The 26,453-nt window shown below is 56.1% G+C and carries 28 protein-coding genes; 10 read left to right on the top strand and 18 right to left on the bottom strand.

Translation table 11 applies throughout. The features are described from left to right. The 4 genes from thiE to FPV09_RS02915 form a co-directional block, all read right to left on the bottom strand. Complete coding sequence (gene thiE / locus FPV09_RS02930) at positions 1 to 618, bottom strand: thiamine phosphate synthase (protein WP_148882319.1); 618 nt, start codon at positions 616 to 618, stop codon at positions 1 to 3. A gap of 1 nt (position 619) precedes the next feature. Further along, positions 620 to 1,411, bottom strand: coding sequence for a hydroxyethylthiazole kinase (thiM, locus tag FPV09_RS02925; RefSeq protein WP_148882318.1), 792 nt, complete (start codon positions 1,409 to 1,411; stop codon positions 620 to 622). Between the two features lies 1 nt (position 1,412). Continuing rightward, a complete protein-coding gene (locus tag FPV09_RS02920; protein WP_148883637.1) occupies positions 1,413 to 2,171 on the bottom strand; it encodes a sulfide-dependent adenosine diphosphate thiazole synthase in 759 nt (252 codons plus the stop codon). Positions 2,172 to 2,285: 114 nt separating this feature from the next. Beyond that, on the bottom strand, positions 2,286 to 2,642 hold the full coding sequence (locus FPV09_RS02915; protein ID WP_148882317.1) for a hypothetical protein: 357 nt from the start codon (positions 2,640 to 2,642) through the stop codon (positions 2,286 to 2,288). Positions 2,643 to 2,823: 181 nt separating this feature from the next. Between FPV09_RS02915 and thiC the strand changes: the two genes are divergently transcribed. The 4 genes from thiC to FPV09_RS02895 are packed head-to-tail and all read left to right on the top strand — an operon-like array spanning position 2,824 to position 6,284. Beyond that, entirely contained in the window at positions 2,824 to 4,104 is a 1,281-nt protein-coding gene (gene thiC, locus FPV09_RS02910; RefSeq protein WP_148883636.1) for a phosphomethylpyrimidine synthase ThiC, read from the top strand. Between the two features lie 4 nt (positions 4,105 to 4,108). Next, the gene (locus tag FPV09_RS02905) at positions 4,109 to 4,768 is read left to right on the top strand and encodes a phosphoribosylaminoimidazolesuccinocarboxamide synthase (protein WP_148882316.1); all 660 of its coding nucleotides are present in this window, start codon (positions 4,109 to 4,111) and stop codon (positions 4,766 to 4,768) included. Further along, entirely contained in the window at positions 4,765 to 5,697 is a 933-nt protein-coding gene (locus FPV09_RS02900; protein ID WP_148882315.1) for a formate--phosphoribosylaminoimidazolecarboxamide ligase, read from the top strand. Before FPV09_RS02905 ends, FPV09_RS02900 begins: the two co-directional genes overlap by 4 nt. Further along, on the top strand, positions 5,694 to 6,284 hold the full coding sequence (locus tag FPV09_RS02895) for an IMP cyclohydrolase (RefSeq protein WP_148882314.1): 591 nt from the start codon (positions 5,694 to 5,696) through the stop codon (positions 6,282 to 6,284). The genes FPV09_RS02900 and FPV09_RS02895 overlap by 4 nt, the downstream gene beginning before the upstream one ends. On the opposite strand, the gene ribH is transcribed toward FPV09_RS02895, so the two are convergent. Genes ribH through ribD form a run of 4 tightly spaced genes read right to left on the bottom strand, consistent with a single transcriptional unit; the run spans position 6,274 to position 9,575 of the window. After that, positions 6,274 to 6,738, bottom strand: coding sequence for a 6,7-dimethyl-8-ribityllumazine synthase (gene ribH, locus FPV09_RS02890; protein WP_148882313.1), 465 nt, complete (start codon positions 6,736 to 6,738; stop codon positions 6,274 to 6,276). The two genes, FPV09_RS02895 and ribH, sit on opposite strands and share 11 nt — an antisense overlap. Positions 6,739 to 6,797: 59 nt before the next feature. Further along, positions 6,798 to 7,958, bottom strand: coding sequence for a bifunctional 3,4-dihydroxy-2-butanone-4-phosphate synthase/GTP cyclohydrolase II (locus FPV09_RS02885; protein ID WP_148882312.1), 1,161 nt, complete (start codon positions 7,956 to 7,958; stop codon positions 6,798 to 6,800). Then, positions 7,955 to 8,512 carry a riboflavin synthase gene (locus FPV09_RS02880; RefSeq protein ID WP_148882311.1) on the bottom strand — a complete coding sequence of 186 codons (558 nt, stop codon included), beginning with the start codon at positions 8,510 to 8,512 and terminating at the stop codon, positions 7,955 to 7,957. Before FPV09_RS02880 ends, FPV09_RS02885 begins: the two co-directional genes overlap by 4 nt. Beyond that, a complete protein-coding gene (gene ribD, locus FPV09_RS02875) occupies positions 8,493 to 9,575 on the bottom strand; it encodes a bifunctional diaminohydroxyphosphoribosylaminopyrimidine deaminase/5-amino-6-(5-phosphoribosylamino)uracil reductase RibD (protein ID WP_148882310.1) in 1,083 nt (360 codons plus the stop codon). Before ribD ends, FPV09_RS02880 begins: the two co-directional genes overlap by 20 nt. A 99-nt stretch (positions 9,576 to 9,674) precedes the next feature. Here ribD and FPV09_RS02870 point away from each other — a divergent pair, with 99 nt between their 5' ends. Together FPV09_RS02870 and FPV09_RS02865 are read left to right on the top strand one after the other, a co-directional pair. Next, positions 9,675 to 11,525, top strand: a complete 1,851-nt coding sequence (locus FPV09_RS02870; protein ID WP_148883635.1) for a prolyl oligopeptidase family serine peptidase — start codon at positions 9,675 to 9,677, stop codon at positions 11,523 to 11,525. 113 nt (positions 11,526 to 11,638) lie between these two features. Continuing rightward, on the top strand, positions 11,639 to 12,658 hold the full coding sequence (locus FPV09_RS02865) for an adenylosuccinate synthetase (protein ID WP_148882309.1): 1,020 nt from the start codon (positions 11,639 to 11,641) through the stop codon (positions 12,656 to 12,658). Here the strand turns inward: FPV09_RS02865 and FPV09_RS02860 are convergent. The 9 genes from FPV09_RS02860 to fba form a co-directional block, all read right to left on the bottom strand. Continuing rightward, positions 12,655 to 13,455, bottom strand: coding sequence for a hypothetical protein (locus FPV09_RS02860; RefSeq protein WP_148882308.1), 801 nt, complete (start codon positions 13,453 to 13,455; stop codon positions 12,655 to 12,657). The two genes, FPV09_RS02865 and FPV09_RS02860, sit on opposite strands and share 4 nt — an antisense overlap. Positions 13,456 to 13,461: 6 nt before the next feature. Next, entirely contained in the window at positions 13,462 to 14,238 is a 777-nt protein-coding gene (locus tag FPV09_RS02855; RefSeq protein ID WP_148882307.1) for an alpha/beta hydrolase, read from the bottom strand. A 66-nt stretch (positions 14,239 to 14,304) separates the two neighbouring features. Further along, positions 14,305 to 14,958, bottom strand: a complete 654-nt coding sequence (locus tag FPV09_RS02850) for a hypothetical protein (protein WP_148882306.1) — start codon at positions 14,956 to 14,958, stop codon at positions 14,305 to 14,307. Between the two features lies 1 nt (position 14,959). Further along, positions 14,960 to 15,247, bottom strand: coding sequence for an iron-sulfur cluster assembly protein (locus FPV09_RS02845; RefSeq protein ID WP_148882305.1), 288 nt, complete (start codon positions 15,245 to 15,247; stop codon positions 14,960 to 14,962). Then, positions 15,237 to 16,229 (bottom strand): ArsA family ATPase, encoded by a 993-nt coding sequence (locus FPV09_RS02840; protein ID WP_148882304.1) that lies wholly within the window; start codon positions 16,227 to 16,229, stop codon positions 15,237 to 15,239. The genes FPV09_RS02845 and FPV09_RS02840 overlap by 11 nt, the downstream gene beginning before the upstream one ends. Positions 16,230 to 16,238: 9 nt before the next feature. Continuing rightward, positions 16,239 to 16,529: a hypothetical protein gene (locus FPV09_RS02835; RefSeq protein WP_148882303.1), complete on the bottom strand. Its 291-nt coding sequence runs from the start codon at positions 16,527 to 16,529 to the stop codon at positions 16,239 to 16,241. Positions 16,530 to 16,565: 36 nt separating this feature from the next. After that, entirely contained in the window at positions 16,566 to 18,326 is a 1,761-nt protein-coding gene (locus tag FPV09_RS02830; protein ID WP_148882302.1) for a carbon starvation CstA family protein, read from the bottom strand. Between the two features lie 172 nt (positions 18,327 to 18,498). Continuing rightward, on the bottom strand, positions 18,499 to 20,280 hold the full coding sequence (locus FPV09_RS02825) for a pyruvate/oxaloacetate carboxyltransferase (RefSeq protein WP_148882301.1): 1,782 nt from the start codon (positions 20,278 to 20,280) through the stop codon (positions 18,499 to 18,501). 120 nt (positions 20,281 to 20,400) lie between these two features. Further along, on the bottom strand, positions 20,401 to 21,246 hold the full coding sequence (gene fba, locus FPV09_RS02820; RefSeq protein ID WP_148883634.1) for a class I fructose-bisphosphate aldolase: 846 nt from the start codon (positions 21,244 to 21,246) through the stop codon (positions 20,401 to 20,403). A gap of 94 nt (positions 21,247 to 21,340) precedes the next feature. Here fba and FPV09_RS02815 point away from each other — a divergent pair, with 94 nt between their 5' ends. The 4 genes from FPV09_RS02815 to FPV09_RS02800 all read left to right on the top strand — a co-directional run bounded on the left by FPV09_RS02815 (position 21,341) and on the right by FPV09_RS02800 (position 25,745). Then, positions 21,341 to 22,051, top strand: a complete 711-nt coding sequence (locus FPV09_RS02815; protein WP_148883633.1) for a biotin--[acetyl-CoA-carboxylase] ligase — start codon at positions 21,341 to 21,343, stop codon at positions 22,049 to 22,051. Between the two features lie 102 nt (positions 22,052 to 22,153). After that, positions 22,154 to 23,446: a dicarboxylate/amino acid:cation symporter gene (locus FPV09_RS02810; protein WP_148882300.1), complete on the top strand. Its 1,293-nt coding sequence runs from the start codon at positions 22,154 to 22,156 to the stop codon at positions 23,444 to 23,446. 113 nt (positions 23,447 to 23,559) lie between these two features. After that, positions 23,560 to 25,032, top strand: coding sequence for an exodeoxyribonuclease VII small subunit (locus FPV09_RS02805; protein ID WP_148882299.1), 1,473 nt, complete (start codon positions 23,560 to 23,562; stop codon positions 25,030 to 25,032). Between the two features lie 71 nt (positions 25,033 to 25,103). Further along, positions 25,104 to 25,745 (top strand): alanyl-tRNA editing protein, encoded by a 642-nt coding sequence (locus tag FPV09_RS02800; protein ID WP_148883632.1) that lies wholly within the window; start codon positions 25,104 to 25,106, stop codon positions 25,743 to 25,745. A 4-nt stretch (positions 25,746 to 25,749) separates the two neighbouring features. On the opposite strand, the gene FPV09_RS02795 is transcribed toward FPV09_RS02800, so the two are convergent. After that, on the bottom strand, positions 25,750 to 26,412 hold the full coding sequence (locus FPV09_RS02795) for a DUF257 family protein (RefSeq protein ID WP_148882298.1): 663 nt from the start codon (positions 26,410 to 26,412) through the stop codon (positions 25,750 to 25,752). Positions 26,413 to 26,453: the final 41 nt, after the last annotated feature.

Genomic DNA, 26,453 nt, shown 5'->3' with positions numbered 1-26,453 from the left:
TCAAACACCCCCAACGACGTTTTTCAGTTCTTGAGTGGCTTTTTTGACGTCGGGGGCACACATAACGGTGGAGATGACCGCCACGCCGTCCACACCCGTCTTCATGACCTCCCCCGCGTTCTCATGGGTTATTCCCCCTATGGCAACCACAGGAATGCTGACCCTTTTGACTACCTCCCTGAGGCCCCCAAGCCCCAATACCCGGGCTTCCGGCTTTGTGGGGGTTGAAAAAACCGCCCCCGCTCCCAGATAATCGGCCCCAAGCTCTTCCGCCTTCAGGGCCTCATCCACACTGTAAACGGAGGCACCCACTATGAGGTTGGGCACAACATTCTTTGCCACCTCTATTGGTATGTCTCCAGGCCCCAGCTGAACACCGTCCGCATCGAGGGCAATGGCCAGGTCTATCCTGTCGTCAACGAAGAAGAGGGCCCCATATTCCCGGGTCAGCTTTCTTATCTGCCTTCCCGCGAGATAGGCTTCCCTTGCGGTAACACTTTTTGCTCTGAGCTGGATTGATGTGGCGCCTCCCTCAAGGGCCTCCCTGACGCGCCGAACCTCCTCCCTATCCCCGCGGGCTGTAATAACATAAAGGCGGAGGGCCTTGCGGAGCCCCAACTCAAACCCCCCTTACCTTCGCCATCCTGACTACAGTCTCTGGGCCTATGGCGTAGAGGTAGTCGTAGAGCTTAACGTGGAACGTGCCCGGGTACTTGGCCTCGCTCGCAAGCTCCGCCGCGACCTCAAAGGTCACGAGGGCCGAGACCGTCGCCTTCAGGGGCTCCTCTACCGCAAGGAATGCCCCAGTGATAGCGGTTGCCATACACCCCGTTCCGGTGACATTCCCAAGGAGCTCATGGCCGTTTTCCACGACATAGGTCCTTTTTCCGTCGCTTACAAAGTCCACCGGACCTGTCACCGCCACGACCGTTCCGAACTCCCCGGCGGCCCTCTCGGCGAGCTGGCTCGCAGACTCAAGGGAGTATTCGGCGGAATCAACACCCCTCGTCTTCCCGTGCTCTCCGAGGAGGGCAGAAATCTCCCCAAAATTTCCCCTGATAACGGAGATATCGCCCATCTCAAGGAGCTTCATGGCGGTTGATGTCCTCAGTTTCGTCGCCCCTGCTCCGACGGGGTCGAGCACAACGGGCTTTCCAAGCTCGGAAGCCGCTTTAACTGCTTTTTCCATCGAGGCTATCCAGGGGGGAGAGAGGGTGCCTATGTTTATCACAAGCGAATCCGCTATGGATACCATCTCCCCGACCTCTTCAAGGGCATGCGCCATAACCGGTGACGCCCCAAGGGCGAGGAGGGCGTTGGCGGTCTCGTTCATGACTACGTAGTTGGTGATGTTGTGGACGAGGGGCCTCTTCTCTCTCACTTTTCTGAGGGCGTCTCCAACCCACTCCATCTCAACCCCTCCCCAGCTTTTCGAGAATTTCGAAGGCCGCTTTCCTCCCGCTCAGGAACATGCCGCCGAATATCGGGCCCATTCTCGGGGCACCGCTTATTGCGTTTGCGGCCATTCCGGTGACGTAGAGACCGGGGAAGATTTCCCGCGTGTGTTTAACGGTCAGCTCCTCCCCCTTCTCGGCCCACATCGGCCCCTCACCGGGAACCTCAATGAGGCCCCTCTTAACGAGGTGCTGACTTATCTGCGCCCCGTGGCCCGTCGAATCGATTACAAACTTCGCCTCGACGGTGAGCGGGTCCACGTGGAGGCCCGTCATGAGAATCGGCGTCCAGTTGATTACAACCCCGGCCACGCGGTCGTCCTTCAGGGCCAAATCCTCAACCTCAATCATGTTGAAGAAGCGCACGCCGGCTTTAACGGCCTGGCTCGCTATTGTGGTTGCGGTCTCTATCGCGTCTGCGACGTAGAGACCGTTTTTGAAGGGCTTGTACGTTATTCCGAACTCGTCGAGGATTTCTTTAGCTTCTTCCTGAACGACTATCCTGTTGAAGCCCATCGCACCGCCCCAGATTCCGCCGCCGATTGAGAGCTTCTTCTCGAATATCGCAACCTTTGCCCCGTTCTTGGCGAGGTAGTAGCCGGCGACCATTCCGGAGGGGCCCGCGCCGACTATCGCCACGTCAAGGCTCAAACTCTCAAGAAGCTCCTCCGTGTAGGCCTCTATTATCGCCCTGCTTATCTCCATCTCCCTCAGCATCTCCATCACCCAAAACCTTTTAAGCCGCGTTCAAAACTAAGTTTTGAAATTTAAAAACTTTGTTATAAACGGGTTTTAAAACCGCAGGAAATACGAGTAGCGAAAAAAGAAAAATCAATGTTCGTGATCCAAAGGGATGTTTTCTGGGCAGTAACCTGTACGCGGGTCACAGGGCGGGCTGTAGCCAGGATCTCCGGGGATGAAGATGTCTCCGAACATTCCGGATAGGTGGTGCTTGTTACCATTATAGTCAAAAAGTACCTTGCTGGCGTATATCGTTGCCTTCACCGGTGTATTCTGGTATCCATCAACGTCTTTGAGGGAAATATCAACCGTGACGAGGGATGACCCTTCTGACTCTTTGGTCAGCCCAACCGCGATTGCAAGGGTGAAGGGTGAAACCTTTGCATTGCCCTTTCCGATGACGCCAAGCACTGGTGCTGAGGCCGAGAATATTGGCAGGGTGTTCACCTTCTGCCACGTGGAAAACGTTCTGAGGTTGAGATAGCCAGTTTCTTCCGTTATAATAGCCGAATAGTTTGTATTATCTACAACTTCAAAAAGTTTTCAGTTGAGCGCTCCAAAAACCTTTTAAGGCTCACTAAAAACTGAGTTTTGAAATTTAAAAACTTTGTTATACATGGTGGTGGCAATGACCCAGCTGGAGGAAGCTAGGCGCGGGGTAATTACGGAGGAGATGAAGTTTATCGCCGAGAGGGAGGGGATAAGCCCCGAGAAGCTCAGGAGGAGCGTGGCTAAAGGTCACACCGTAATCTTCCGCAACGTCCGCCACGACTGGGTTAAACCGGTGGCTGTCGGCGACGTCGTCCACGTCAAGGTGAACGCCAACATAGGCACCTCGCGCGACATAGTAGACGTCGAAGCTGAGATAGAGAAGGCCAAGACCGCGGTCAAATATGGCGCCGATACCATAATGGATCTCTCAACTGGCGGCGACCTCGATGAAATAAGAAAGCGCATAATGAAGGCTGTGGACGTTCCCATTGGCACCGTTCCCATCTACCAGGCCGCCGAGGAGATGCTGGCCAAAGGAAAGGCGATCATCGAGATGACTGAGGACGACATGTGGAAGGCTGTGGAGAAGCACTTCAGGGACGGCGTTGACTACACGACGATACACGTTGGAGTTACGAAAGAGGTCGTCGAGAAGATGAAGAGAACCAAGAGGATCGTCGGCATGGTCTCCCGCGGCGGAACGTTCCTGGCAGCGTGGATACTTCACTGGGGCGAGGAGAACCCCTTCTACAAGAACTACGACTACCTCCTTGAGCTCGCCAGGGAGTACGACGTCGTCCTAAGCCTCGGCGACGGGTTGAGGCCTGGCGGACTGCCCGATGCTGGCGATGAACTGCAGATAGCCGAGCTTTACACCCTCGGAAGGCTCGTTAGGAGAGCCAGAGAGGCAGGAGTTCAGACCATGGTCGAAGGGCCCGGCCACGTCCCGATAGACCAGATAGGGGCCCAGGTGAAGCTGGCCAAGATTGCCACGGATAACGCTCCTTTCTACGTGCTGGGTCCAATAGTTACCGACGTCTTCCCGGGCTACGACCACATCGCCGGGGCAATAGGCGGGGCGATAGCCGCTCTAAACGGCGCGGACTTCCTCTGCTACGTAACGCCGGCGGAGCACCTCGGACTGCCGACGGTGGAGCACGTGCGCGAGGGCGTCATAGCGGCGAAGCTTGCGGCCCACGCCGTCAATCTCACGAGGTTTGAGGGAGATTTCAGGAAGGACTACCTCATGAGCGTAGCGCGCGGAAGGCTCGACTGGGCGAAGCAGTTCGAGCTGAGCCAGGACAAGGAGAGGTTCATCGAGATAAGGAAAGAAAGGCCGACTAAAACAGAGGCCTGCTCCATGTGCGGTGACCTCTGCGCGATAAAGCTCATTCAAGAGATGCTCCAAAAGGGGTGAGAGCTTGAGGTTAATCTACTCCGGCAAGACGAAGGACGTCTACGAAGATGGCCCGTATCTAATCTTTTACTTCAAGGACTCCCTGCTGGGCGAAGACGGCAGAGAGGACACGGGTGGCAACGAGGTGATAGGCGAGAGACCGGGCAAGGGGAGTGCAGTTCTCAAGCAGACGGAGTTCTTCTTCAGCCTGCTGGAAAGGAACGGGATAAGGACCCACTTCGTCGAGCGGATTGACGAGAGAAGGGCGCGCTTTCTGAAGGCAGAGAGGATTCCGCTGGAGACTATATACCGCTTCAAGGCTTACGGAAGCTTTCTCAGGAGATACAGCGGCTGGGTGGAGTCCCTCCAAGAGCTGGGAATAGTCGAGTTCACCCTCAAGGACGACTCGCTCGGCGACCCCCTCATAACCGAAGAAGCAATATTACGGCTCGGTATAGCGAGCGAAGGGGAGCTGGAGGAAATGAAGGAGGTAACGAAAAGGGTCGCCGAAATCCTGGCGGAGTTCTTCTCCGCAAAGGGGCTTGAGCTAATAGACTTCAAGCTGGAGTTTGGCAGGCTGAATGGAGAGCTTCTGGTGATAGACGAGCTCAGCGGCGACACAATGCGCGTTATGAAGGGTGGAAGGCTTTTGAGCCAGGAAGAGCTCCTGGAGGTGGTAGAATGATAATCTCCACCATAGCTTCCCACTCCTCCCTTCAGATACTCATGGGGGCAAAGAGAGAGGGCTTCAGAACGAGGCTCTACGTCAAACCGAGTAGAAAGGCCTTCTACTCCTCCATCCCGCTCGTCGATGAAATCGTCGTAACGGAAAACATGAGGGAAGTACTCGGTGATGACGGCATCGTCGTACCCCACGGCTCTTTCGTGGCCTACCTTGGCATAGAGGCCATCGAGAAAGCAAAGGCTAAGTTCTTCGGCAACAAGCGTTTCCTCAAGTGGGAAACCAGCTTTGAGCTCCAGGATAGGGTCCTTAAAAAGGCCGGCATTCCGATGGTTGAAGTCATCGAGCCCGAAGAGGCTAAGCCAGACGAGCTTTACTTTGTCCGCCTTGAGGGACCGAGGGGCGGAAGCGGGCACTTCTTGGCTTACGGCTATGAACTGCAGGAGAAGATCAAAGGCCTGAGCGAACCCTACAGGATTGAACGCTTCACAGACGGCGTTTACCTCTACGTCCACTTCTTCTATTCGCCGATTTTAAACCGTTTGGAGCTCTTTGGCGTTGATGAGCGCCTGGTCATTGCGGACGCAAACAAGAGGCGGCCCTTCAAGACCCTCCCCTACACCATAGCGGGAAACAAGGCCGTAGCGCTGAGGGAGTCGCTCATTCCAGTGCTCTACGATTATGGATTGGCTTTCGTCAAGGCTATGGAAGAGCTTGAACCTCCCGGCATCATAGGTCCCTTCGCTCTCCACTTCGCCTACGATGGTGAATTCCGCTGCATAGGCTTCGCCTCGCGCATAGACGGCGGCAGCAATGCCAAACACTGGTACTCGGCCCTCTACTGGGAGAGGCCGATGCTCATGGGCGAGAGGATAGCGCGCGAGATTAAGCTCGCCCTCGAGGAGGACCGCCTCAAGGAGGTGGTAACTTGAGGTACGTCGGGAGGATGCTCGGCGTGGGCCTAAACAACGGGAGGCCCTTCGCCTTCTACCGCCTGAACTCCCGCTCCTTCCCTAACAGGAGGGCGGTTATTCGGGGAAACGAAATTTACATAGCCAACCATACCGAGACTGACAACCCCTACGTGAGCTATCCCGTTGTGAAGCTGCTCGAAAACTACGCGGTCGTGAGCAACGGACTGCAGACTGTCTTTATAGCCCAGGCTCTCGAAGAGGAAAGCCCGAGAAAAGCGTTGATCCATGTCCTCGACGCCCTCGACTACGAGCGCGATGACTACAGCACACCGAGGATAGCTGCCATAGTGGAGTGCGGGAAAGCTAGGGGCTGGCTCGGCTTCGTTGGCAGAGAAGAGCTCTGGGTTAAAGCCATTAAGCTGGAAGAAGGGAAGGCCTTCTTTACCGCGACGTACAACGTTGATGGCATTGAAGAGCTGGAGCTGAGCTTTTCGAATGCTGAAGAACTGGCTGAGAAGGTCTTAAGGCTGGAGTTCGCCCATCCGGTGCTGGCGATTGGGGTGGTGGAAAAAGAAAACGGTTGGGGGCTGGCCATCAGCCCTTGAGCTTTTTCATCAGGTTGGCCATCTCAAGAGCTGCCATCGCGTACTCGAAGCCCTTGTTGCTCTTTATCCCCGCCCTGTTCAGGCCCTGAAGCTCATCTTCAACTGTTATCACGCCAAAAATAACGGGGACGCCCGTCTGGAGCGAAGCGTTTGCAACCCCCTTGGCAACTTCGTTTGCAACGAGATCGAAGTGCTTGGTTTCTCCTCTAACCACCGCACCAAGGGCCAAAACAGCGTCGTACTTCCCGCTCTCGGCGAGCTTTTTGGCAGCGAGCGGTATCTCGAAGGAACCGGGAACCTTCACAACGTCTACCCTCTCCACGCCGTGTCTCTCGAAGCAGTCCAAAGCACCGCTCAGGAGCTCGTCCGTGAGGAGATCGTTGAACCTCGCCACAACCACCCCTATCCTCAGGTTCTCACCCATGAATTCACCCTCAACGACGCGAACCTCCATACCCTCACCCCCGTAATACTGTTTTGTCTAATTCGTGAATTAAATAATCCGGTAATTGATTAGATTTCGAAGGGAATCCTGTGGTCGAGCTTCTCGGCCTTCACCTTCAGATAAAGCCTGTTGTGCTCGGTAACTTCTCCCGGAGCCGGGACTATCCCAACGACCTCCATTCCAAGCTCCTCCAGAGCCTCCGCCTTCCGCGGGTTGTTGGTGATGAGCCTAATCCTTGAAACGCCGAGCGCGCGGAGCATCTGGAAGGCCGCCTCGTAGGTTCTCTCGTCCGCTCTATATCCCAGCACCTCGTTTGCCTCAACCGTATCTAATCCATCTTCCTGGAGCTCGTAGGCCTTTATCTTCTCCTTCAGGCCTATCCCTCTGCCTTCCTGGTCCATGTAGAGGAGTATTCCTCCCTCCTGCGCTATCATCCTGAGGGCGTTGGCCAGCTGGCTCCCGCAGTCGCACTTGAGCGAGGTCAAGGTATCTCCTGTGAGGCACTTGGAGTGGATCCTGACGAGTGGAACCTCCCCGTATGGCTCCTTAACTATGGCAACATGCTCTTTAAAGTCCACCTCGTTGTCGAAGCTCACTATCCTGAAGTCCCCGTAGCGCGTCGGCAGCCTTGCGTTGGCGTAGACCATTATCAGCTGCTTCCTCCTCACGAATTCCTCCCAGAGCTCGTCCATCGTAATAACGGGCAAGCCGTGCTCCTCGGCGAATGCCAAAGCGAACTCTCTGTCGTGGGAGTCGCCTTCATCGTTCAGTATCTCGATAATGAGGGCGTAGCGCTTGAAGCCGAGCCTCTCCATAAGCTCGAGCGAGCCCTCAGTGTGGCCCTTTCTCCTGCTAAAGCCAACGCCACCGAGGATTTGGAGGTGCCCCGGGTAGCGGAAGGCCTCGATGCCCAGCCCCTCGGCGATTTTTCGAGCGGTTAAAGCCCTCTCCTCCGCGGTTATCCCCGTGAACGTCTCCCTGTAATCAACCGGAATCAGGAAGTTCGTCTCACCCTCCTTGCTCGGGAGGGGGAAGAAGCCCCTTTCCAGGGCCTGTTCCATGTCCATCGTGAGGCATAGTAGCCCCTTGGTGGAGAGCATGAAGCTGACAACCTCGGAAGATGCAGTCTCCGCCGGAAACACGAGGTCGGCCTCGAACTCCCTTCCATCATCTATCAGGACGATGGGCTTTCCATCGAGCACAGCTTTCCTAATCTCCTCCCAGTTCATACCCCCGCCTCCATGATGCGCTTTACGTATCTGGCCAGGACGTCAATCTCGTAGTTCACCCTCTCACTGGGCCTCAGGAAACCGAGGTTGGTGTTTTCGAGCGTGTATGGAATTACCTGAACCCAAAAGCGGTTGGCTTCTACCCTCGCAACGGTGAGGGAAACTCCGTTTAGGGCTATGGAGCCCTTCTCGGCAACGCCCCACCTCTCGGCCGGCATCTCGAAAGCCATCCACGTCGTGTTCCCGCTCCTCCGCGAGGCTATAAAGCGAACCGTCCCGTCAACGTGGCCGGTGACTATGTGTCCGTCCATTCTATCGCCGAGCTTCAAGGCCCTCTCGAGGTTGACGACTCTCGCTTCCCTCAGGTTGGTTCTCCTCAGCGTCTCCTCGCCGACGTCAAAAACGGCAATTCCTTCGTCGAAGGAGACCACGGTTAAGCAGGCACCGTTTACCGCCACGCTGTCCCCAGATCTGACCTTGAAAGGAACCTCAACGTACAGCCTTCCAGTGGAGTAGCGGGCCCTCCCGGTTCCCTCAACGATTCCACTGAACATCTCTACCACCGGGGTAAGCTGTTACAAGAACGCTATCGCCGAGCATCTCAACCGAGTCAATTCTAAGAGGAAACGCCCGCTCTGCCGTCTCCACCTTGAGGCATTCGAAGGGATTTATCCCCCTCCCGAAGAGCTTTGGCCCGTAGAAGATGTAGAACTTGTCCGCAAAAGCTAAGAATTCACAGGCAATCCTCCCGCCCTCGATGAGGACGCTGTCAATTCCGAGCTCTCCGAGCTTCCTGAGTATCTCCCTGGGCTCGATTATCGGGTAGGCCTCGCCTACGCCCTCGAAGAGCTCTGGCCTTTCGGTGAAAAATATCACCCTCCCATCCTCGAATAGGTTGAACCTCTTTCCCCTCCGCACTTTCTCCGCCACCCTGCCTGAGCGGTCGAGGACGACCTTAACCTTCTCGGGGCAGTTATCGAGCCGGCAATTGAGCCTTGGGTTGTCCCTGAGAACGGTTCCAGAGCCAACCATAATCGCCATGTGCTTCTTTCTAAGCTCCTGAACCCTTGCCCTCGCCGCCTCGCCTGTTATCCACTGGGACGAAAAGCTCTCCGTTGCTATAAAACCGTCCAGCGTCAGAGCCAGCTTTATAGAGACGAAGGGAATTCTGGTAGTTATGTATTTAATGAAAACCTCGTTCAGCTTCCTTGCCTCCTCCCCAAGAAGACCGACTTCCACCTCGATTCCTGCCGCCCTAAGCTTCTTAATCCCCCTCCCTGAAACGAGGGGGTTCGGATCCTCCACGGCTATGACAACCCTCGAAATGCCCTCCTTGATAATCCTGTCCGCGCAGGGCGGCTGTTTGCCCCAGTGGGAGCAGGGCTCCAGCGTCACGTACATGGTCGCACCCTTAACGTCGTGTCCCTTTCTCTTGGCGTCCTCGATAGCGTTTACCTCCGCGTGCTTTCCCCCAAAGCGCTCGTGCCAGCCGGTGCCTATTATCCTGTCGTCCTTGACTACAACCGCCCCGACCATCGGGTTGGGATTCACCAAACCCTCGCCGCGCCTCGCCAGCCCAAGGGCGATCCTCATAAAGCGTACATCTTCCTCCCTCATGTCCGAAATTTTGTTCTAATCTTTTTAAGATTTTGTTCCATAATTGAGACAGCACAACCTTTTTATCCTTTCAACCTCAACGTTTAGACGGTGGTCTTCATGGATGACCCGTACATCTGGATGGAGAACCTGCAGGACGAGCGTGTTCTGGGACTAGTTGAAGAGGAAAACAAGCGCTTTAGGGAGCTCATCGGCGGACTCAGCGACGAGCTCTTCTCGGAGGTCTGGGAGTACTACTCGATGCCGACCCTCTACGGGGCGAAGCTTACTGAAAAAGGCATCATTGCGATGTTCAAGGAGAAAGACAGACAAGTTATCCGATGGCTGGATGGGAAGATTATCCTTGATTCTAAGGCCCTCGAAGAAGAACTCAGCGATGAGGTTCTTCTCCAGGGATTCACAGCAGACAATGCCGGGAAGAGGCTCGCCTACAGTTTCTCCATCGGCGGCGCTGACGAAGGAATAACACGAATCATAGACCTTGAAACTGGAGAGCTCATCGACGAGATGAAGCCCTCGGTCTGGAACGTTACCTTCCTGGAAAACGGCTACTACTTCGGTAGGTTCTACCGCCACGACGAGACACCCGACGGTGTTAAAGCGCCCGCGGTGAGGCTTTTCTGGAAGGATGAGAGCGGAGAGAAGATGGTCTTCGGAAAGGGCCTCGGCTCCGGATACTTCGTCCGGCTGAGGAAAAGCACCGACGGAAAGTGGGCGATGGTGACGGTGACCTTTGGCTGGAACAAGGCGAATATCTACATCGGTCCCGTTGAAGAACCAAGAAAATGGCAGAAAGTCTACTCTGCCGAAGTGCCTGCCGAGCCTATAGACGTCATCAACGGCAGGCTCTATGTTCTCACCAGGGAAGGAACTGGCCGTGGAAAGGTGATCGCGGTAGAGGGCGAGAGCGTCACTGAAGTTATTCCAGAGGATGAGTTCCCCCTTGAATGGGCGATTGTCGTTGACGGCAAAATCCTCGCCGGCAGGCTCGTCCACGCGAGCCACAGGCTGGAGGTCTATTCTCTGGACGGTGAAAAGCTTGAGGAGATAGCCTTTGACCTCCTGGGAAGCGCCTACCCGATGGACACCGATGGAAAGAAAGCACTCATAAGGTATGAGAGCTTCACCGTTCCGTACAGGCTCTACGAGTTCGACGGTGGGCTTAGCCTCCTCGATGGAAAGGAAGTTGGGGGCGAGTTCACCGTAAGTGAAGACTTCGCCACCTCAAATGATGGCACGAGGATACACTACTTCCTCGTGAAGGGCAAGGGGGACGAGAAGAAGGCTTGGGTCTTCGGCTACGGCGGCTTCAACATTTCACTGACGCCCCACTTCTTCCCGCAGGCGATTCCGTTCATAAACCGCGGCGGAACCTTCGTGATGGCCAACCTCCGCGGCGGTTCCGAGTACGGCGAGGAGTGGCACAGGGCAGGAATGAGAGAAAACAAACAGAACGTCTTCGACGACTTCATAGCCGTTCTCGGTAAGCTCAAGGCCGAGGGCTACAAGGTCGCCGCCTGGGGCAGGAGCAACGGTGGACTTTTGGTTTCTGCCACACTCACCCAGCGGTCGGACGTCATGGACGCGGCGCTGATAGGCTATCCTGTCATAGACATGATGCGCTTCCACAAGCTCTACATCGGCAGCGTGTGGGTTCCCGAGTACGGCAACCCCGACAACCCAAAGGACAGGGAGTTTCTGCTGAAGTACAGCCCTTACCACAACGTTGACCCTGAAAAGAGCTATCCTCCGACGCTCCTCTACACGGGGCTCCACGACGACCGCGTTCATCCCGCACACGCCCTCAAGTTCTTCATGAAGCTGAAGGAAATGGACGCGCCCGTCTACCTCCGCGTGGAGACCAAGAGCGGCCACATGGGTGCTTCACCCGAAACGAGGGCGAGGGAGCTGACGGATTTGCTCGCGTTCGTGGTGAAAACCCTTTCTTAACTTCTCCATTTTTCAGTTCAACGTTTTCAGGATGGCGATTATTTTTAGACATTTTTTTGTTAAATTCGAAACCGTTATAAGCCCCCTATTGACTTAAACCTGGGTAAGGAGCCATGCCGAGCTACATCGTTGTTGGTGGTCAATGGGGAGACGAGGGCAAGGGCTCTGTTATAGCTTACCTTGCCCTAAATGACGAGCCTGAGGTCATAGCGCGCGGCGGTGTTGGGACGAACGCGGGCCACAGTGTTTTTATCAACGGTAAGAAGTACGCGGTCAGGCAGCTTCCAACGGCGTTCATCCAGACGAAGGCCCGGCTTCTCGTGGGTGCGGGTGTTCTAGTTGATCCCGGGGTGTTCTTCCACGAGCTTGAGCACCTCAGGGACTTCAACGTTGCCGAGAGGGTTGGCATCGACTACCGCTGTTCCATAATCGAGGACGAGCACAAGAAGCTCGACAGGAGCAACAGCCACCTCCACGACAAGATAGGCACCACCGGAAGCGGCTGCGGGCCGGCAAACGCCGACAGGGTCATGAGGCGGGCGAGGCTTGCAAAGGACGTCCCCGAGCTTGAGCCATACCTGACGGATGTCGCCGCGGAAGTGAACGACGCCCTGGACGAAGGGAAGCTCGTACTCGTCGAGGGGACGCAGGGCTTTGGGCTGAGCCTCTACTACGGAACCTACCCCTACGTGACCTCGAAGGACACGACCGCTTCGGCCATAGCGAGCGACGTGGGAATAGGCCCGACGAGGGTTGACGACGTCATAGTCGTCTTCAAGAGCTTCCCGACGAGGGTTGGGGAGGGGCCGTTCCCGACCGAGATGAGCCAGGAGGAGGCGGAGAAGCTGGGTCTCGTTGAGTACGGGACCGTCACAGGGAGGCGGAGGAGGGTCGGCTGGTTCGACTTCGAGTTCGCCCGCTACTCCGCGAAGCTCAACGGCGCGACGATGCTCGCCCTGACGATGCTGGACAAGTACGACAAGGATGCCTTCGGCGTCACAGACTACGACAAGCTTCCCAGGAGGGCCAGGGAGTTCGTTGAGGAAATCGAGGAGCGCGTCGGCGTCCCCGTTGGACTCATCAAGACGGGGCCCGAGCTGGAGCACATAATAGACAGAAGGGAAAGCATCTAGCCCTCGAGGAACTCTAGAATCATGCCCCTGACTCTTTCTTTCTCCAGTTTTGCTATTTCCTCAAAGGAGAGCATCTCTTCAAGCCACCTGATGAACCGGTAGCCGAGATAGTAGCCAGTAAACTTCATTCCGAAGAGCTCGTACCACGAGCCAAAGAACGGGTTCAGCGGTTCGTTTTTCCGGACCCTCCTTGCGAACTCCTCCTTGAGGCACCGCTCGTTTCTCGCACACCATTCGAACCATCCATCATATTCGAGGTGCCATGGTCTCCCCGTTAGGATGTCCTCCACCCTCTGGGCGAATCCCTCCGTATACAGCCCCATAAGGGCCTCCTCTTCGAGCTTTTCCAGGTTCTCGTTCCTCATGAGCCAGTGCACAAGGTGTCCAAATTCATGCGCAATCAGTCCCCCGATTCCATCGTACCATCCAAGCTCGGCTACGGCTTCCAGACCGAAAAGAATTGAGGGCTTTCCTTTGAATTCCGTCACCCACCCGGCCCCGTTTTCAAGGCCGACGTATATGACGATGTTGTAATCATTTTGGGTAATCCCAAACAGCCTCTCAACATCGGCGGCAATTTTTGGCAGTGTTCCCCCGAGGCGCTCATATGCTTTAGGGAACTCCTCGGGCTTCCTCTTGTCCAGCAGCCTCAGATAATCCCTCCAGCTTGCCCCGTATCTCGCATAGTCCTCCTTAATTTTTTCGAAGAGTTCCGGATAGTTGCTGATGTATGCGATCCAACCCTCCGGGCTCCCGTCCCAGCGTTCCATAAAATCCTGGAAGGTGTCGAAGATCATGAGAATTCACCCTGTGTGCCTCACCATCCACTCAACCACCGTTCGGTGGAGTTCATCCGCCCATTCAGGGTCCTCAAATATCTCGTGGTAGGCCCCTTCGAACTCCTTAATTGCCTTGTCCTCAACTGTAAGCTCTTCCAGGAGCCTCCTTGACCCCTTGGGCGGTGTTATTACATCCCCGGTGCCGACGATTAGCAGCACGGGAACCTTTATCCTCCCCGCCTCCTCATGGGCCAGCTCCATGTTCTCGAAGATGCTCCTTCCGAGCTTTGCGGAAATCCTGTCGTGGACGAGTGGATCTTCGACGTAGCGCTTCACCGCATCGGGGTTCCTGGAAAGCAGCTCCGGCTTCAGCCCGTTGGAAAGAACGATTCCTGGAGCGATTTTCCCGAGGAACTTCGCGAGGGCCACCATGAAATCTGGCGTTTCGGGGCTCTTGGCGAGTGCCGGTGAGGATGCCACCACGCCCCGTATCTTCTCAGGCCTCATCTCTGCGTAGCGGATTACTGCCAGTCCGCCGAGGCTGTGGCCGAAGAGGAATGGCTTTTCACCGATTTTATCTATAATGCCGTCGATTATCTCCATTGCTTCCTCAACGCTTGTATGTCCCCTCTTGCCGGGGCTCTTACCGTGGCCGGGCCAGTCGAAGGTGTAGACGGCAAAGCCGGCATCGTTGAGTTCCCCAATTAGTCTCCCATATCTCCCGCTGTGCTCACCCAGGCCGTGGACAAGAACGACCCATCCAAGTCTAGGTTCGCCGAAGCTGACTTTATAGACCTTCATAACATCCACCGCCCTAGAAAATGAATGAAAGGGGGATTTAACGTTTTCCCTGAATGCAAAAAGGGTTCACGAGGAGAACGGGCTCTCCTTGAGCCTCTCGTTTGTGAACCGGACGATTCTCTCGACGTCCTCCCCTATCGTTTCAGGTTCGGGCTTCATCTGGATATAAAAAACGTTGGTCTTCGGCGTCAGGGAGATGTGCTTGACGTTGTGGGGATTTGAGAGGCTCTCGATGAGGGTCTTCAGGTTTTCCACGTCCCGCTTCTTCTCGTACAGGGCCTCGTACTGCTTCCCGGCTATCTCAACGACCTCCTTTTTGAGTAGCTCCTCGTCATCTATGCTTGGCCTCATCCTGTAGTAACCTTTCTGTATCAGGTGGGCCTCGCGCTTTATCTCCGAGAACGGCCGGACGACAACGTAGAGCTTGTCGTGTCTGCTTGTTATGAGGGCTATCGGAAAGTAGAGCAGGCTGTGCCTCGGGAGGAGTGTGAGGGTGTACTCAAACTTCCTGATGTTGCCCCGGTTGACCTTGTACTCGGCGCGAAAGCCGATGTAGCCGCCGAGCCAGGTGTAAAGCTCATCTTCCGGGTTGATTACCTCTTTGACGGCCCGTATGTAGTGTTCCATCAGCATGAGGTTCAGCTTCCGCCCCCTGTAGAACTGAAGGGCGGAGATGCCCGCAATAAGGAATATCGCAGCAAACAGTACCTGATTGTCCATCTCAATCCTCCTCCAGCGGATAGTATCTTTCGAGGGTTCGTGCATCGAGTACCTCAAGACCAGCGACATCATCGAGGGCAGCGGTGACGTCCCTCACGATCCGCCAGCGAACGGGCCAGCTGAGGGCGTTCTGAAACGGGTGCTCCACGCCCTCGGAGAGCCGGAGGTATACCCTGACGCCCTCCTCATCGGCGGTGACGGCCTCGACGAGCCCGAGGCTCACTATATCCACCTCGGTTATGGGTTCCTTCACCCTTTTAAGCCTCTCGTAGATTTCTTCACTCTCCAACTATCGTTCCCCCGAGGGTTCTGAGACGCTCCAGCCCGCGAGGCTCCTCTGCGAAGATGGGTATCCTTACCACCTCGATTCCCTTGAACTTCCTCCCCACCTCCCCGAGAACCCTCTCCTGGGCTTTTATCTTGGCCTTCAGCTCCGGAACCTCCGTCCTCAGCTCCAGAACCTTGTTCATGACGATCATGTTGAAGGGAACTTTGAACTTCTTCAGGCTTTTGTAGGCCCTCTCCGTCTCGTAGAGCGGGAGCATCTCAGGGTTCATAACGGTCACAACGCTCGTTTTCTCGGGGTCGGTTATAACTCCCTCAACGAAGGCCACCTCTTCGCGGTAGGACTTCAGCTCCTTCATCACGGCGTCGTCTTGCTCCCTCGTGGGCAGCTTTATCTTCTCGCCCTCAACGGTGAACTCCTGCTCTCCATGGATGTTGGCTATTGCGGCGCGTCTGTCGAGGATGGCCTTCCTTATCTCAATGAGTTTGTCCGTCCAGATTAGGGAGATTTTGGGGAGCGCGAGAACGCGGAGGGTCAGCCCCGTTGGAGGGGTGTCGAAGATTATAACGTCCCAGTCGTCCCCGTTTGCGAGTATCTCCCTCACAGCCTCCAGCGTGGCATACTCCTCGATTCCTGGGGAGTAGCTCAGAACCTCGAAGTACTTCTCCAGGTTTATGACCGTGAGATAGCGGTACGTGTGCTTCATGCTCTCCTCCAGGTGCTTGAGGTAGGTCTTTATCAGCTTCTCCATGTCAAGCTCCGCCGCGTAGAGGTTCTCGGCTATCTTCTTCGGTTTGTCCTTCAACTTCACCATCAGCACGTCACCGAGGTTGTGGGCCGGGTCGAGCGACACTATCAGCGTCCGGTAGCCCCTCTCCGCGAGCGCCGCAGCGGCCGCCGCCGAACCCGTTGTTTTCCCAACTCCACCCTTACCTATGAAAAAGACGACCCTGTAGCCCTTTTTGGGCAGGAAGAACTCCCTCATGGGACCACCTCACGTGATTTCAAACATCCCCGCCAGCTCGCCGAGCACGTCGTCCATATCCACCGCCCTGCGCTGCATTACGTACAGCTCGCGCGTCATGTGTGGCAGTATCCTTATCACGAGCGTCGTCGGCGGGCTGGGGATTCCAACGAAAGCCCCCATGAGCGTGAGCGCGAAGACGTTCTCAAGCTCCCTCAGCTCGAATTCGAGGTACTCGGTTGAGTTCTGTTTGAATGCCCCGAAAAAGCCTTTTAAGAAGGCCCTAACGTTCTCTAGCGGGTCTTTTTCTTTGTCCGTCATTTTCACCACCCGAGAATCAAAAAGTAAGGAAAGAAGTCAGGCCGCGCTCGCGGCGTACTCTTCCCCGGGCCTCTTCCAGGCGACCCAGAAATCCCAGGCGAGGAGCAGGTTGAGGAGCAGGCTGACTACGAGCGCACCCTTGACCGCTATGAGGTACTGGCCGACCATCGGCACGTAGATGAGGTACCAGATTATCGCCGCCGTCACCGTGATCCAGAGGAAGAGGGCAGGGATTAGAACCGCCCAGCTCCAGTTTCCAGCCCTCTGGACCTTTGCAACCCAGAGCGCGGCGGTCATCATGGCTATACTCGCGAGCATCTGGTTCATCGCACTGAACGCCGGCCAGATGACCTTGTAGCCGGCTCCCCAGGCGAGGTAGGTTCCAAGGCCGGCGATGATTATCGATGCGACCCACTTGTTGGTAACGAGCTTCATGGTACCCTTGCTGGTGTCGGAGATCATTCCAAAGAGCTCCTGCCAAGCGAAGCGGCCGAGCCTCGTGGCCGTGTCGAGCGATGTGAGGGTGAAGGCGGAGACCCAGAGGGTCGCGAAGGTCTTTCCAAAGGTCTCGCTGACGCCGTAGAACTCGCTGACTGCCTTGGCGTAGCCTCCGAGGAAGGTGCCGAGACCGCCGACGTTGATGTAGTTGATGCCCCACTCGGTGGGATCGCCGCTGAGGCCCGTGAGCTGGACTCCGTAGACGGCTATAGCGGTGATGACGATGGTGGAGAGGAATCCCTCGGTGAACATTCCACCATATCCCACCATCAGGCCGTGGATCTCATTGTCGAGCTGTTTTGACGTGGTTCCAGAACCCACGAGCGAGTGGAATCCGCTGAGAGAACCGCATGCTATGACGAGCGGTATCGTGGGCCAGAAGGGCGATGCCACCGGGACAGAGCCGTCGGCGGTGATTCCCTTGATGACGTTGGCGCTCCACATGGTGTACGCGGGGGCAGCGAAGTCCTTGGCCAGGAATATGAGGGCTATGCCGCCGAAGAGCAGGCCGAACCACAGAATGTAGGCGTTGAGGTAGTCCCTGGGCTGGAGGAGTATCCACACCGGGAGCGAGGCCGCGATTATGATGTAAACCATGAGGATTATGTTCCAGTAGTGGTAGGCGGTTGTGTAGGCGGCCGAGGTTGGGTCGGTCTGGCCGTCCACGAAGACCAGCGGGTACTTGAGACCGACCCACACTGCTATGATGAGCAGGATGATGCCGATTATCGTTGCCATCTTGAACTCCATCTTGACCTTGTACATGAGGTATCCCAGTATCACTGCGACGAGCAGGAAGAGGAGCGTCGCGGTTGCGGCCTGGGGCGTTACGGTGAGCAGCTTGGCGGTGACGGCAACGAAGGCCGCGACGACGAGCAGCAGGGCGAACCAGATGTATACCTCGAAGGATATGCCCGTTTTCCTGCTCATGAGCCTTCCGGCTATCCACTGGACGGACTTGCCATCGTAGCGAACCGATGACATCAGTGCCAGATAGTCGTGGACTGCACCGATGAAGACGTTTCCGAACCAGACCCATATGAGTCCCGGAAGCCATCCCCAGGCCATTGCCAGGGCGGGACCAACGATCGGGCCCGCTCCTGCTATCGATGCAAAGTGGTGGCCGTATAGAACGAGCGGGTGCGCTGGAACGTAGTCAACTCCGTCGTAGAGCTTGTGGGCCGGAGTCGGCCTGTTGGGGTCGGCCTTGACGACCTTGCTCTGAAGGCTCTTGCCATAGCTGAAGTACATGGCCAGGTATATAACACCAGCCAGAAGAACTATTACAGCGGAGTTCATGGTTGCACCTCCATGTATATTCTGCACTTCGATGTACACTTTTTAAATATAAATGCTTTTCGGCAAAAAACTGAAGATATTTCGTTTATGGACTGGTGGATGGAAGCCGGCGCTCGGCCCGGACATCGGGGAGTTCATCTACCGGAGAAATGAAAAATAAGTGGACAGCTCTTCATTCGAGTTCTATTAGGGCCTGTCCGGTGTCCACGGTGTCGCCCTCTTTGACCAGGATTCTCTTTATCACACCGTATCTGGGTGCCGGAATTTCGTTCTCCATCTTCATGGCTTCGAGGGTTAGGAGTCCCTGCCCGGTTTTGACCTCGTCTCCCTCCTTGACGAGGATTCTCAAAATCTTGCCCGGCATTGGAGCCGTTACGGCACCCTCACTGGCTAGTGCGGGCGTTGCTGCTGGAGCAACCGGAGCAGGAGCAGGGGCAGCAACGGGCGCAGGAGCAGGTGCTGTTTTCGGAGCGCTGGGTGGAGTCGGAACCCCGGCTATCTGGGGCAGGTATCTGAGCGCGCTCAGGTCAACGCCCTCAACGCCGACCTCGAACTCGACACCGTCCACGTAAATCTTGAACCTCTGAACCGCCGGCGGCACCTCGGGCTTCATCCTGCCCTCCTTCCTCGCCCTGAAGAACTCCAGCGCCACCTGCGGGAAGAGGCAGTAGGTCAGAACGTCCTCCTCATTCTTCAGGTAGCCCAATTCCTCAAGCTCCTTCCTGCATTTCTCCAGCGCGGGTGCGAGCAGCTCTCCGGGTCTTACGGTTATGGGTTCCTCCTCCCCCAGGACCTTTGCCCGCAGCTCGGGGTTTATCTCCCCCGGCGGCCTTCCGTAGAGTCCTTTGATGTAGTTCTTGACCTCTTCTGTTATCCTCTCGTACCTTCCAAAGAGGACGTTGAGAACCGCCTGCGTTCCGACTATCTGGCTGGTCGGCGTCACCAGCGGCGGCCATCCAAGGTCTTCCCTGACGCGCGGAATCTCCTCCAGAACCTCCTGGAGCCGGTCTAAAGCTTTCATCTCCTTCAGCTGGGAGATGAGGTTGGAGTACATTCCCCCCGGAACCTGGTACTTCAGAACGTAGGGGTTCACCATGAGGGCCTCCCTGTGGAGCATTCCGGAGTACTTCTCGTCGAGGAGCCTCTTCAGGTACCTCGAAACCTCGTGGATGAGCTCCCTGTCGAGGTGGCTCCCAACGGCCTCGGGCAGGGCGTGCCAGATGGTCTGTATGCCCGGCTGGGCCGTTCCGAAGGCGAGCGGGCTTATGGCCGTGTCTATGTAGTCCGCCCCGGCCTCGACGGCCTTGAGGTACGTTGCGACGGCCATTCCCGTTGTGGAGTGGGTGTGGACGTTTACGGGAACACCGTAGCGTTCCTTTATCTCGCTCACCAGCTCGTAAGCCTTCCGCGGCGTCAGCAGGGCCGCCATGTCCTTGATGGTTATCACATCAACATCGAGCGCCAGGAGCTCTTCGACCTTTCCCAGGTAGTACTCGAGCGTGAACACCTTTCCGGTCGTGTACGCTATAACCCCCTGCACCTCCGCCCCGACTTCCTTCGCCTTCCGTATCGCCACCTTCATGTTCCTGACGTCGTTTAGGGCATCGAATATTCTGAAAATGTCTATCCCGTTCCTGTGGGCCAGTTCGACGAACCTTTCAACTACGTCGTCGGGGTAGTGCCTGTAGCCGACGACGTTCTGCCCGCGGAGGAGCATCTGAAGCTTCGTCTTCCTTATGTGCTCTCTGAGGAGCCTCAGCCTCTCCCACGGATCCTCGCGAAGGTAGCGGATGCAGACATCGAAGGTAGCCCCTCCCCAGACCTCCATGGAGTAGAAGCCTATTTTATCCATCTTCTCTGCTATCGCGAGCATGTCATCGGTCGTGAGCCGTGTGGCTATGAGGGACTGGTGAGCGTCCCTAAACGTCGTATCTATTATCTCAACCCTGCTCATACCCTCACCTCCATCCAGGGCTACAGTCAGCCATTTAAAAGTCTAACGACGTTCGGTGGAGAAGAATTCGACAGAAGACGAAATGATGTCGCGCCGGAAAATTTGAAAATTGGTGGGGGCTCAGAGGAGCCCCTCGGCTTTCGCCGCTTCCTCCGGGTCCTCGTTGCGGTGGACGACGCGGAGGAGTGCCTTTATAAATGGCTCCGGGTCTTCGCGCTGGAAGATGTTTCTTCCAACGACCGCTCCGGCTCCGCCGGCCTCTATGACATCCCAGACGAGCTTGAGGAAGTCCACGGGGTTATCGGTCTTCGCCCCGCCGCTGAGGAGCACTGGAACTCCCGCCGCAGCGTCAACGACCTTGGCGAAGGTCTCCCTCGAGCCGGTCCAGTAGGTCTTTATCATGTCCGCGCCGCTCTCAACGGCCGCTCTGGCACCGTACATGACGACGCGGTAGTCCTCTTTCCTGCCGTACTTTTCGTTTATATACGGTCCGCGCGGGTAAGCGAACTGGACGACCGGGAAGCCGAGGTCGTGGGCGTAGCTCGCTATCTCTGCGAACTGGCGCATCATGGCATCTTCCTGTGGGGAACCCCAGTAAACGGTCGCGGCTATGGCATCGGCGCCGAGCTTCACCGCGTCCTCGACGTAGCCGAGCTGGCTCTGGAGGAGCTGGTCGTCCTTCGGGCGGAGGTTGGTCTTGCTGGTGAGCTTGATCATCAGACCGACGTTGGGTTTTACATCTATTCCCGCGGCCCTCGCGAGTCCCGGGAGCATCATGACGCCGTCGATTCCGGCCCTGACGACCTTTTTTATGATAATCCTCGGGTTAACGTGCTCCCAGTGCTCCTCGAAGTCCGTCGGCCCGTGCTCGAAGCCGTGATCCATGGCGAAGATGAGGGCCCTTCCGTCCCTCCTGAAGAAGCGCTTCATCCTCCTCTTTATGCCCACGTTCTGGTATGCATCCATACTAATCACCGGGAGTGATATATTCTTTTGAGGATTTAAGGTTTTTGGGCGAAGGTTGTTTAAGGAGTCCATGGAAATCACTTTGGTGGTTGAAATGGAACGCATCATCGGAAGAAAGCTCATAACCCTGGACGAGGTTGACTCCACCAACGAGTACGCGAAGCGAATAGTGCAGGATGTCCCGGAGGGAACGGTTGTCGTGGCGAAGCGGCAGACCGCCGGAAGGGGCAGGAGGGGAAGGAACTGGACCTCCCCCGAGGGCGGTCTGTGGATGAGCGTTGTCCTCAAGCCCCCCAGGGTCGATCCAAGGCTCGTCTTCGTCGGGGCGCTGGCGGTCGTCGATACGCTCGCGGACTTCGGAATAGAGTCCGGGATAAAGTGGCCCAACGATGTGTGGGCGGGGGGCAGGAAGATATCTGGAATACTGACCGAGGGAAAGGCCGGGGAGTACAGTATACTGGGAATCGGCCTCAACGTGAACAACGTCATCCCCGAGGAGCTCAGGGAAAACGCTGTTTCGATGGTGCAGTTTACCGGTAGGGAGCTGCCGCTCGATGCGGTTCTCGAGAGGCTCCTGTTCCACCTGGGGGGATGGTATCGGGTTTTCCTCGAGAGGCCTGACCTGCTGATGGCGAAGGTTCGCGAGAGGGCATTCATACTGGGAAAGGCCGTCACCGTAACCGAAGGTGATGAGAGAATCTCGGGTATAGCACTGGACATACTGGACGATGGCTCATTACTTATGGACATTGACGGACAGTTAAGGAGAATCCTGTATGGAGATGTTTCGCTGAGGTTCTTCTAAGTTCTTTGTCATTCTGTCAATATTTAACGGATAACATTAATATATCATCATCTACTTATTGATTCCGCTGGCAATTAGTCAGCTTAATAAGGGGGTGGAACAGTGGGAAAGGGACTTCTGAGGAGGTATCTGGACTACCCGGTTCTCTGGAAGATACTCTGGGGCCTCATTCTGGGCGCAGTGTTTGGCCTGGTAGCGGCTCACTTCGGCTGGCAGGACGCCGTTGAGACATACGTAAAGCCCTTCGGCGACCTCTTCGTCAGGCTTCTGAAGATGCTCGTCATGCCAATAGTCCTCGCGTCCCTTGTGGTGGGTGCATCAAGCATCAGCCCCGCCAGGTTGGGCCGTGTGGGCGTTAAGATCGTCGTTTACTACCTGTTTACCTCAGCGTTTGCGGTGTTCTTCGGCCTGCTCATGGGCAACCTCTTCCGCGTGGGGAGGGGGGTTGACCTTGGAACCGGTGCCGGCAAGGCCATCGAGGCCCAGCCGCCGTCCCTGGTTAACACTCTCCTGAACATAGTGCCGACGAACCCATTTGAGTCGCTCTCCAGCGGTGCGGTTCTTCAGACGATATTCTTTGCAATAGTCCTTGGGATAGCCCTCACGTACCTCACCAACAGGGAGGACGAGAGGCTTAGGACCGCTGGAACGACACTTCTCAGGGCCTTTGACGGCCTTGCTGAGGCGATGTACCTCATAGTCGGAGGGGTCATGCAGTACGCACCGATAGGCGTCTTCGCACTCATAGCCTACGTCATGGCAATCCAGGGCACGAAGGTCATCGGACCGCTGACAACGGTCGTTCTGGCCGTTTACGTCGGTTTGGTCCTTCAGATACTGCTTGTTTATGCCGTCCTGCTCAAAATCTTTGGTATCGACCCGGTGAAGTTCCTCAAAAGGGCAAAGGACGCCATGCTGACGGCCTTCGTCACGAGGAGCTCCAGCGGAACGCTGCCGGTTACGATGCGCGTTGCGGAGGAGGGGATGGGCATCGACAGGGGAATATTCTCCTTCACGCTGCCCCTCGGTGCGACGATAAACATGGACGGAACCGCACTCTACCAGGGGGTTACAGTCCTGTTCGTCGCATACGCCATCGGTCAGCCACTCTCCCTGAGCCAGCAGCTCGTGGTCGTCCTCACGGCGGTTCTGGCCTCGATAGGAACGGCCGGAGTTCCCGGTGCTGGGGCGATAATGCTCGCCATGGTTCTCCAGAGCGTCGGTCTCGACCTCACGGCCGGAAGTCCGGTTGCCCTGGCCTACGCCATGATACTCGGAATCGACGCCATCCTCGATATGGGCAGGACGATGGTGAACGTCACCGGCGACCTCGCGGGAACGACGATCGTGGCCAAGACAGAGGGAGAGCTGGACGAGTCGAAGTGGGCGGAGTGAGCAGCTCTCCTTTTCTCTTTCAAGTTTCTTCTGGCCGATCAGGCGATGGGATAAAGTTAAATACTTCAACGTGGCGCTAACTACCGGCACAGATTGAATGGAGGTAGTGTGTAATGAAAAGAGTCTTTGCAGTTATTTTTGCGGCGATTCTTCTGACGTCTCTCGTTGGCCCGAACTTCGGGCTTGCAGGGGATACGGCCCCCGTGGTCTACAAGCAGGACTTCACGTTCAAGATAATCGTTCTGCCCAACGGCAGCGCCAACATCACCATGACGAGCGTCTGGCTGGGACCGAAGGAGGAGATCGAGAAGCAGATAGAGAAGATTCTCAACGAGACCCAGAACGGCAACATGACAATGGAGGAGGCTATAGAGAAGTTCGAGCAGGAGCAGCTCGCCAGGTACATCCAGGGACTCGCCCAGGCCGGTGTAAAGCTGGTGAACGAGAGCATGAAGTCCTACGGCATAGAAGAGGGCAACAACATAACCCTCGTCTTCAATGCGATAGCCCTCGACTACGCCAGGTACTACTCATATGATCACTACTGGGAGCTCCGGATCGACCCGACCAGGGGATACGGCTCCATGATGGTCCCCGATACGGGGTTCCCCTTTGGAATCGAGGCTAACAACACGTTCATAGTTGTCCTTCCACCCAACGCGACGCTCCTGAGCTACCCCAAACCCTTCGTTAAGCAGTACAACCAGAGCAGGTTCGCGGTCGAGTCGAGTGCGGAGGGTGATACTGTCATCGTTCGCTCCCGCATATACCTTGAGCCCTGGCTGACCCCCGATGGTTTTAAGTCTCTCTTCGGGGACTACGGGGACTACTACATCCGCTACAAGACCCCCTACGAGGGAGTCGAGCACTACGAGAAGAGCGTAACCAACGAGTACGTTACCATTGACGTGTACTCCAACGGCACCGTCAGGCTGCACATGAAGGACGAATACGTGGAGCCCCTCAGGGACGTCATCGCCAGAAAGGTCGAGATAGTGTCGTACGGGGTTCAGAACGTTACGGAGTACATACTCAGAACGTACTCCCTTGCGCTCGGTTACCAGGGTGCCATAGTAGACGGGGGCAGGGTCACCATTCTCGGACTCAACGAGACCACCGCGCCCCTCGTCATCGACGCCGAGTACACGCTCAGGAACTTCACGAAGTACGAGAACGGATCATACGTCTACACCTTTGACCCAACGATGGGAATGGCCAATGCCATCCAGGACAGGAGCGAGTACGAGGTAAACAACACCCTGCACCTCACCCTCAACCTGACCGGCGGCGGGGAGTTCATCGAGGTGCCCGACAACATCAGCACCGAGGTCAAGGGCAACCGCTTTACCATGACCGTTGTCCGCAGGGGGAACACCCTGGAGATAGTCTCCAACGTTTACATCCGCTACGGCGCCCAGCCGGAGGACGTGAAGACCCTCCTCGCCAACCGCACCAGCGCAACGGTCAGGTACACCCTGCCGGCAGAGGGGACCAACGGAGGAATGAGCGACACACAGAAGATGGCCGCGGTCATCGTTGCGGTGCTTATCGTGGCCCTGGCGGTGGCCTTCTGGAAGAAGCGCTGAGCTTCTTTCTTCTTTCTTCCACGTTTCGATACCCATTTAAGGGAGCGCTCCAATTTTGGTTGGTGGTCAGGATGACGCGCAAGCTCTACTACGAGGATGCCTACCTGAGGGAAGCGAAGGCGAAGGTTCTTGAGGTAAAAGAGGGTGCCCTTCTTCTTGATCAGACGGTGTTTTATCCGACCGGCGGCGGCCAGCCCCACGACAGGGGGACGATAAATGGCGTTGAGGTTCTCGATGTCTACAAGGACGATGCCGGCAACGTCTGGCATGTGGTTGCCGAGCCCGAGAAATTCAGGCCCGGAGACGAGGTCGAGCTTAAAATCGACTGGGACTACCGCTACAAGCTCATGAGGATTCACAGCGCGATGCACCTCATGGAGCACGTGCTGAACGAGGTTCTCCCTGGCGAGTGGGAGCTCTACGGCAGCGGCATGAGCGTCCAGAAGGGCCGCTACGACATAACCTACCCGGAGAACGTGAACCAGTGGAAGGAGCAGATTATAGAGACCTTCAACAGGCTCGTTGACGAGGGCGGCGAGATGAAGATATGGTGGGAAGGAGAGACCCGCTACACCCAGATAAGAGACTTCGAGGTCATCCCCTGCGGCGGAACCCACGTGAGGGACATAAAGGAGATAGGGCACCTGAAGAAGTTCAAGCGCTCCAGCCTGGGAAAAGGAAAGCAGAGACTGGAGATTTGGCTTGAGGATTGAATGGTTATGTGTTTCTGACCCTGATTTCTATCTTTTTCCCGTATTCCGAGAGAGAAAGGGACATTATGATTTTGAGCTCGATCCTGTCGCCATCTAACCTCACCTTGAAGACCCTGCTGGCGTGCTCCCGGAACTCCTTGAGAGTTCTCTCGCTGAAAAGCTCGGTGTTTATGAAGTAGATCGTTGCCCTGCCCTCATCGCCCAGGTACGGCCTGATCATACGGCCAAAAAGGGATTCCAAGTCTCTCCTCTCCTCCTCGTGCATCGCCAGAACCTTATCAAAGCCGAGCACGATCCTGACTGTGTAGTCCGCGTTTATCTTCTTTAGAGCCTCTTCATAGTGCTTTTTCCTTATTGGGAGCTCCTTACTCAGGTCAACTTTGCCGAGGACGTTTCCGGTCTTGAGCAAACCGCCGATTTTTATGACGTTGGCCGTGTCGATGAGCTCAGTATCGATGCCTGCCAGTTTCATGTGGGTTCTGAAAACGTGGAGCTGATCCAGTTCATCCACTATGATAACGGGAAGTCCGTTCTTTCGCAGACACCTCAGAATGAGGTGCAGGAGTATATGAACCGGCTCCTTGGAGGTGTATTCGATTAGAATGTCCTCCCCAGGTTTGATGTCTTTGATGTACTCGAACAATACATCTTCTCCTGCGGTCTCCATAATCCTCCCCCATCTTTTTAAAACGATGTTAATCGTAAAAA

The organism is Thermococcus aciditolerans (genome assembly GCF_008152015.1).
Classification (GTDB): Archaea; Methanobacteriota_B; Thermococci; order Thermococcales; family Thermococcaceae; genus Thermococcus; species Thermococcus celericrescens.
This window is presented reverse-complemented; position numbering and strand designations above follow the sequence as displayed.

Coding starts and splice junctions, on each gene's coding strand:
- FPV09_RS02920 (WP_148883637.1), bottom strand. CDS start 2,171: ATGCTGAGGGAGATGGAGATAAGCAGGGCGATAATAGAGGCCTACACG.
- thiC (WP_148883636.1), top strand. CDS start 2,824: ATGACCCAGCTGGAGGAAGCTAGGCGCGGGGTAATTACGGAGGAGATG.
- FPV09_RS02885 (WP_148882312.1), bottom strand. CDS start 7,958: ATGAACTGGGAGGAGATTAGGAAAGCTGTGCTCGATGGAAAGCCCATC.
- FPV09_RS02795 (WP_148882298.1), bottom strand. CDS start 26,412: ATGGAGACCGCAGGAGAAGATGTATTGTTCGAGTACATCAAAGACATC.
- thiM (WP_148882318.1), bottom strand. CDS start 1,411: ATGGAGTGGGTTGGAGACGCCCTCAGAAAAGTGAGAGAGAAGAGGCCC.
- FPV09_RS02850 (WP_148882306.1), bottom strand. CDS start 14,958: ATGGACAATCAGGTACTGTTTGCTGCGATATTCCTTATTGCGGGCATC.
- FPV09_RS02855 (WP_148882307.1), bottom strand. CDS start 14,238: ATGAAGGTCTATAAAGTCAGCTTCGGCGAACCTAGACTTGGATGGGTC.
- FPV09_RS02870 (WP_148883635.1), top strand. CDS start 9,675: ATGGATGACCCGTACATCTGGATGGAGAACCTGCAGGACGAGCGTGTT.
- ribH (WP_148882313.1), bottom strand. CDS start 6,738: ATGGAGGTTCGCGTCGTTGAGGGTGAATTCATGGGTGAGAACCTGAGG.
- FPV09_RS02830 (WP_148882302.1), bottom strand. CDS start 18,326: ATGAACTCCGCTGTAATAGTTCTTCTGGCTGGTGTTATATACCTGGCC.
- FPV09_RS02825 (WP_148882301.1), bottom strand. CDS start 20,280: ATGAGCAGGGTTGAGATAATAGATACGACGTTTAGGGACGCTCACCAG.
- FPV09_RS02815 (WP_148883633.1), top strand. CDS start 21,341: ATGGAACGCATCATCGGAAGAAAGCTCATAACCCTGGACGAGGTTGAC.
- FPV09_RS02800 (WP_148883632.1), top strand. CDS start 25,104: ATGACGCGCAAGCTCTACTACGAGGATGCCTACCTGAGGGAAGCGAAG.
- FPV09_RS02865 (WP_148882309.1), top strand. CDS start 11,639: ATGCCGAGCTACATCGTTGTTGGTGGTCAATGGGGAGACGAGGGCAAG.
- FPV09_RS02880 (WP_148882311.1), bottom strand. CDS start 8,512: ATGTTCAGTGGAATCGTTGAGGGAACCGGGAGGGCCCGCTACTCCACT.
- FPV09_RS02860 (WP_148882308.1), bottom strand. CDS start 13,455: ATGATCTTCGACACCTTCCAGGATTTTATGGAACGCTGGGACGGGAGC.
- ribD (WP_148882310.1), bottom strand. CDS start 9,575: ATGAGGGAGGAAGATGTACGCTTTATGAGGATCGCCCTTGGGCTGGCG.
- FPV09_RS02900 (WP_148882315.1), top strand. CDS start 4,765: ATGATAATCTCCACCATAGCTTCCCACTCCTCCCTTCAGATACTCATG.
- FPV09_RS02805 (WP_148882299.1), top strand. CDS start 23,560: ATGAAAAGAGTCTTTGCAGTTATTTTTGCGGCGATTCTTCTGACGTCT.
- fba (WP_148883634.1), bottom strand. CDS start 21,246: ATGGATGCATACCAGAACGTGGGCATAAAGAGGAGGATGAAGCGCTTC.
- FPV09_RS02840 (WP_148882304.1), bottom strand. CDS start 16,229: ATGAGGGAGTTCTTCCTGCCCAAAAAGGGCTACAGGGTCGTCTTTTTC.
- FPV09_RS02835 (WP_148882303.1), bottom strand. CDS start 16,529: ATGACGGACAAAGAAAAAGACCCGCTAGAGAACGTTAGGGCCTTCTTA.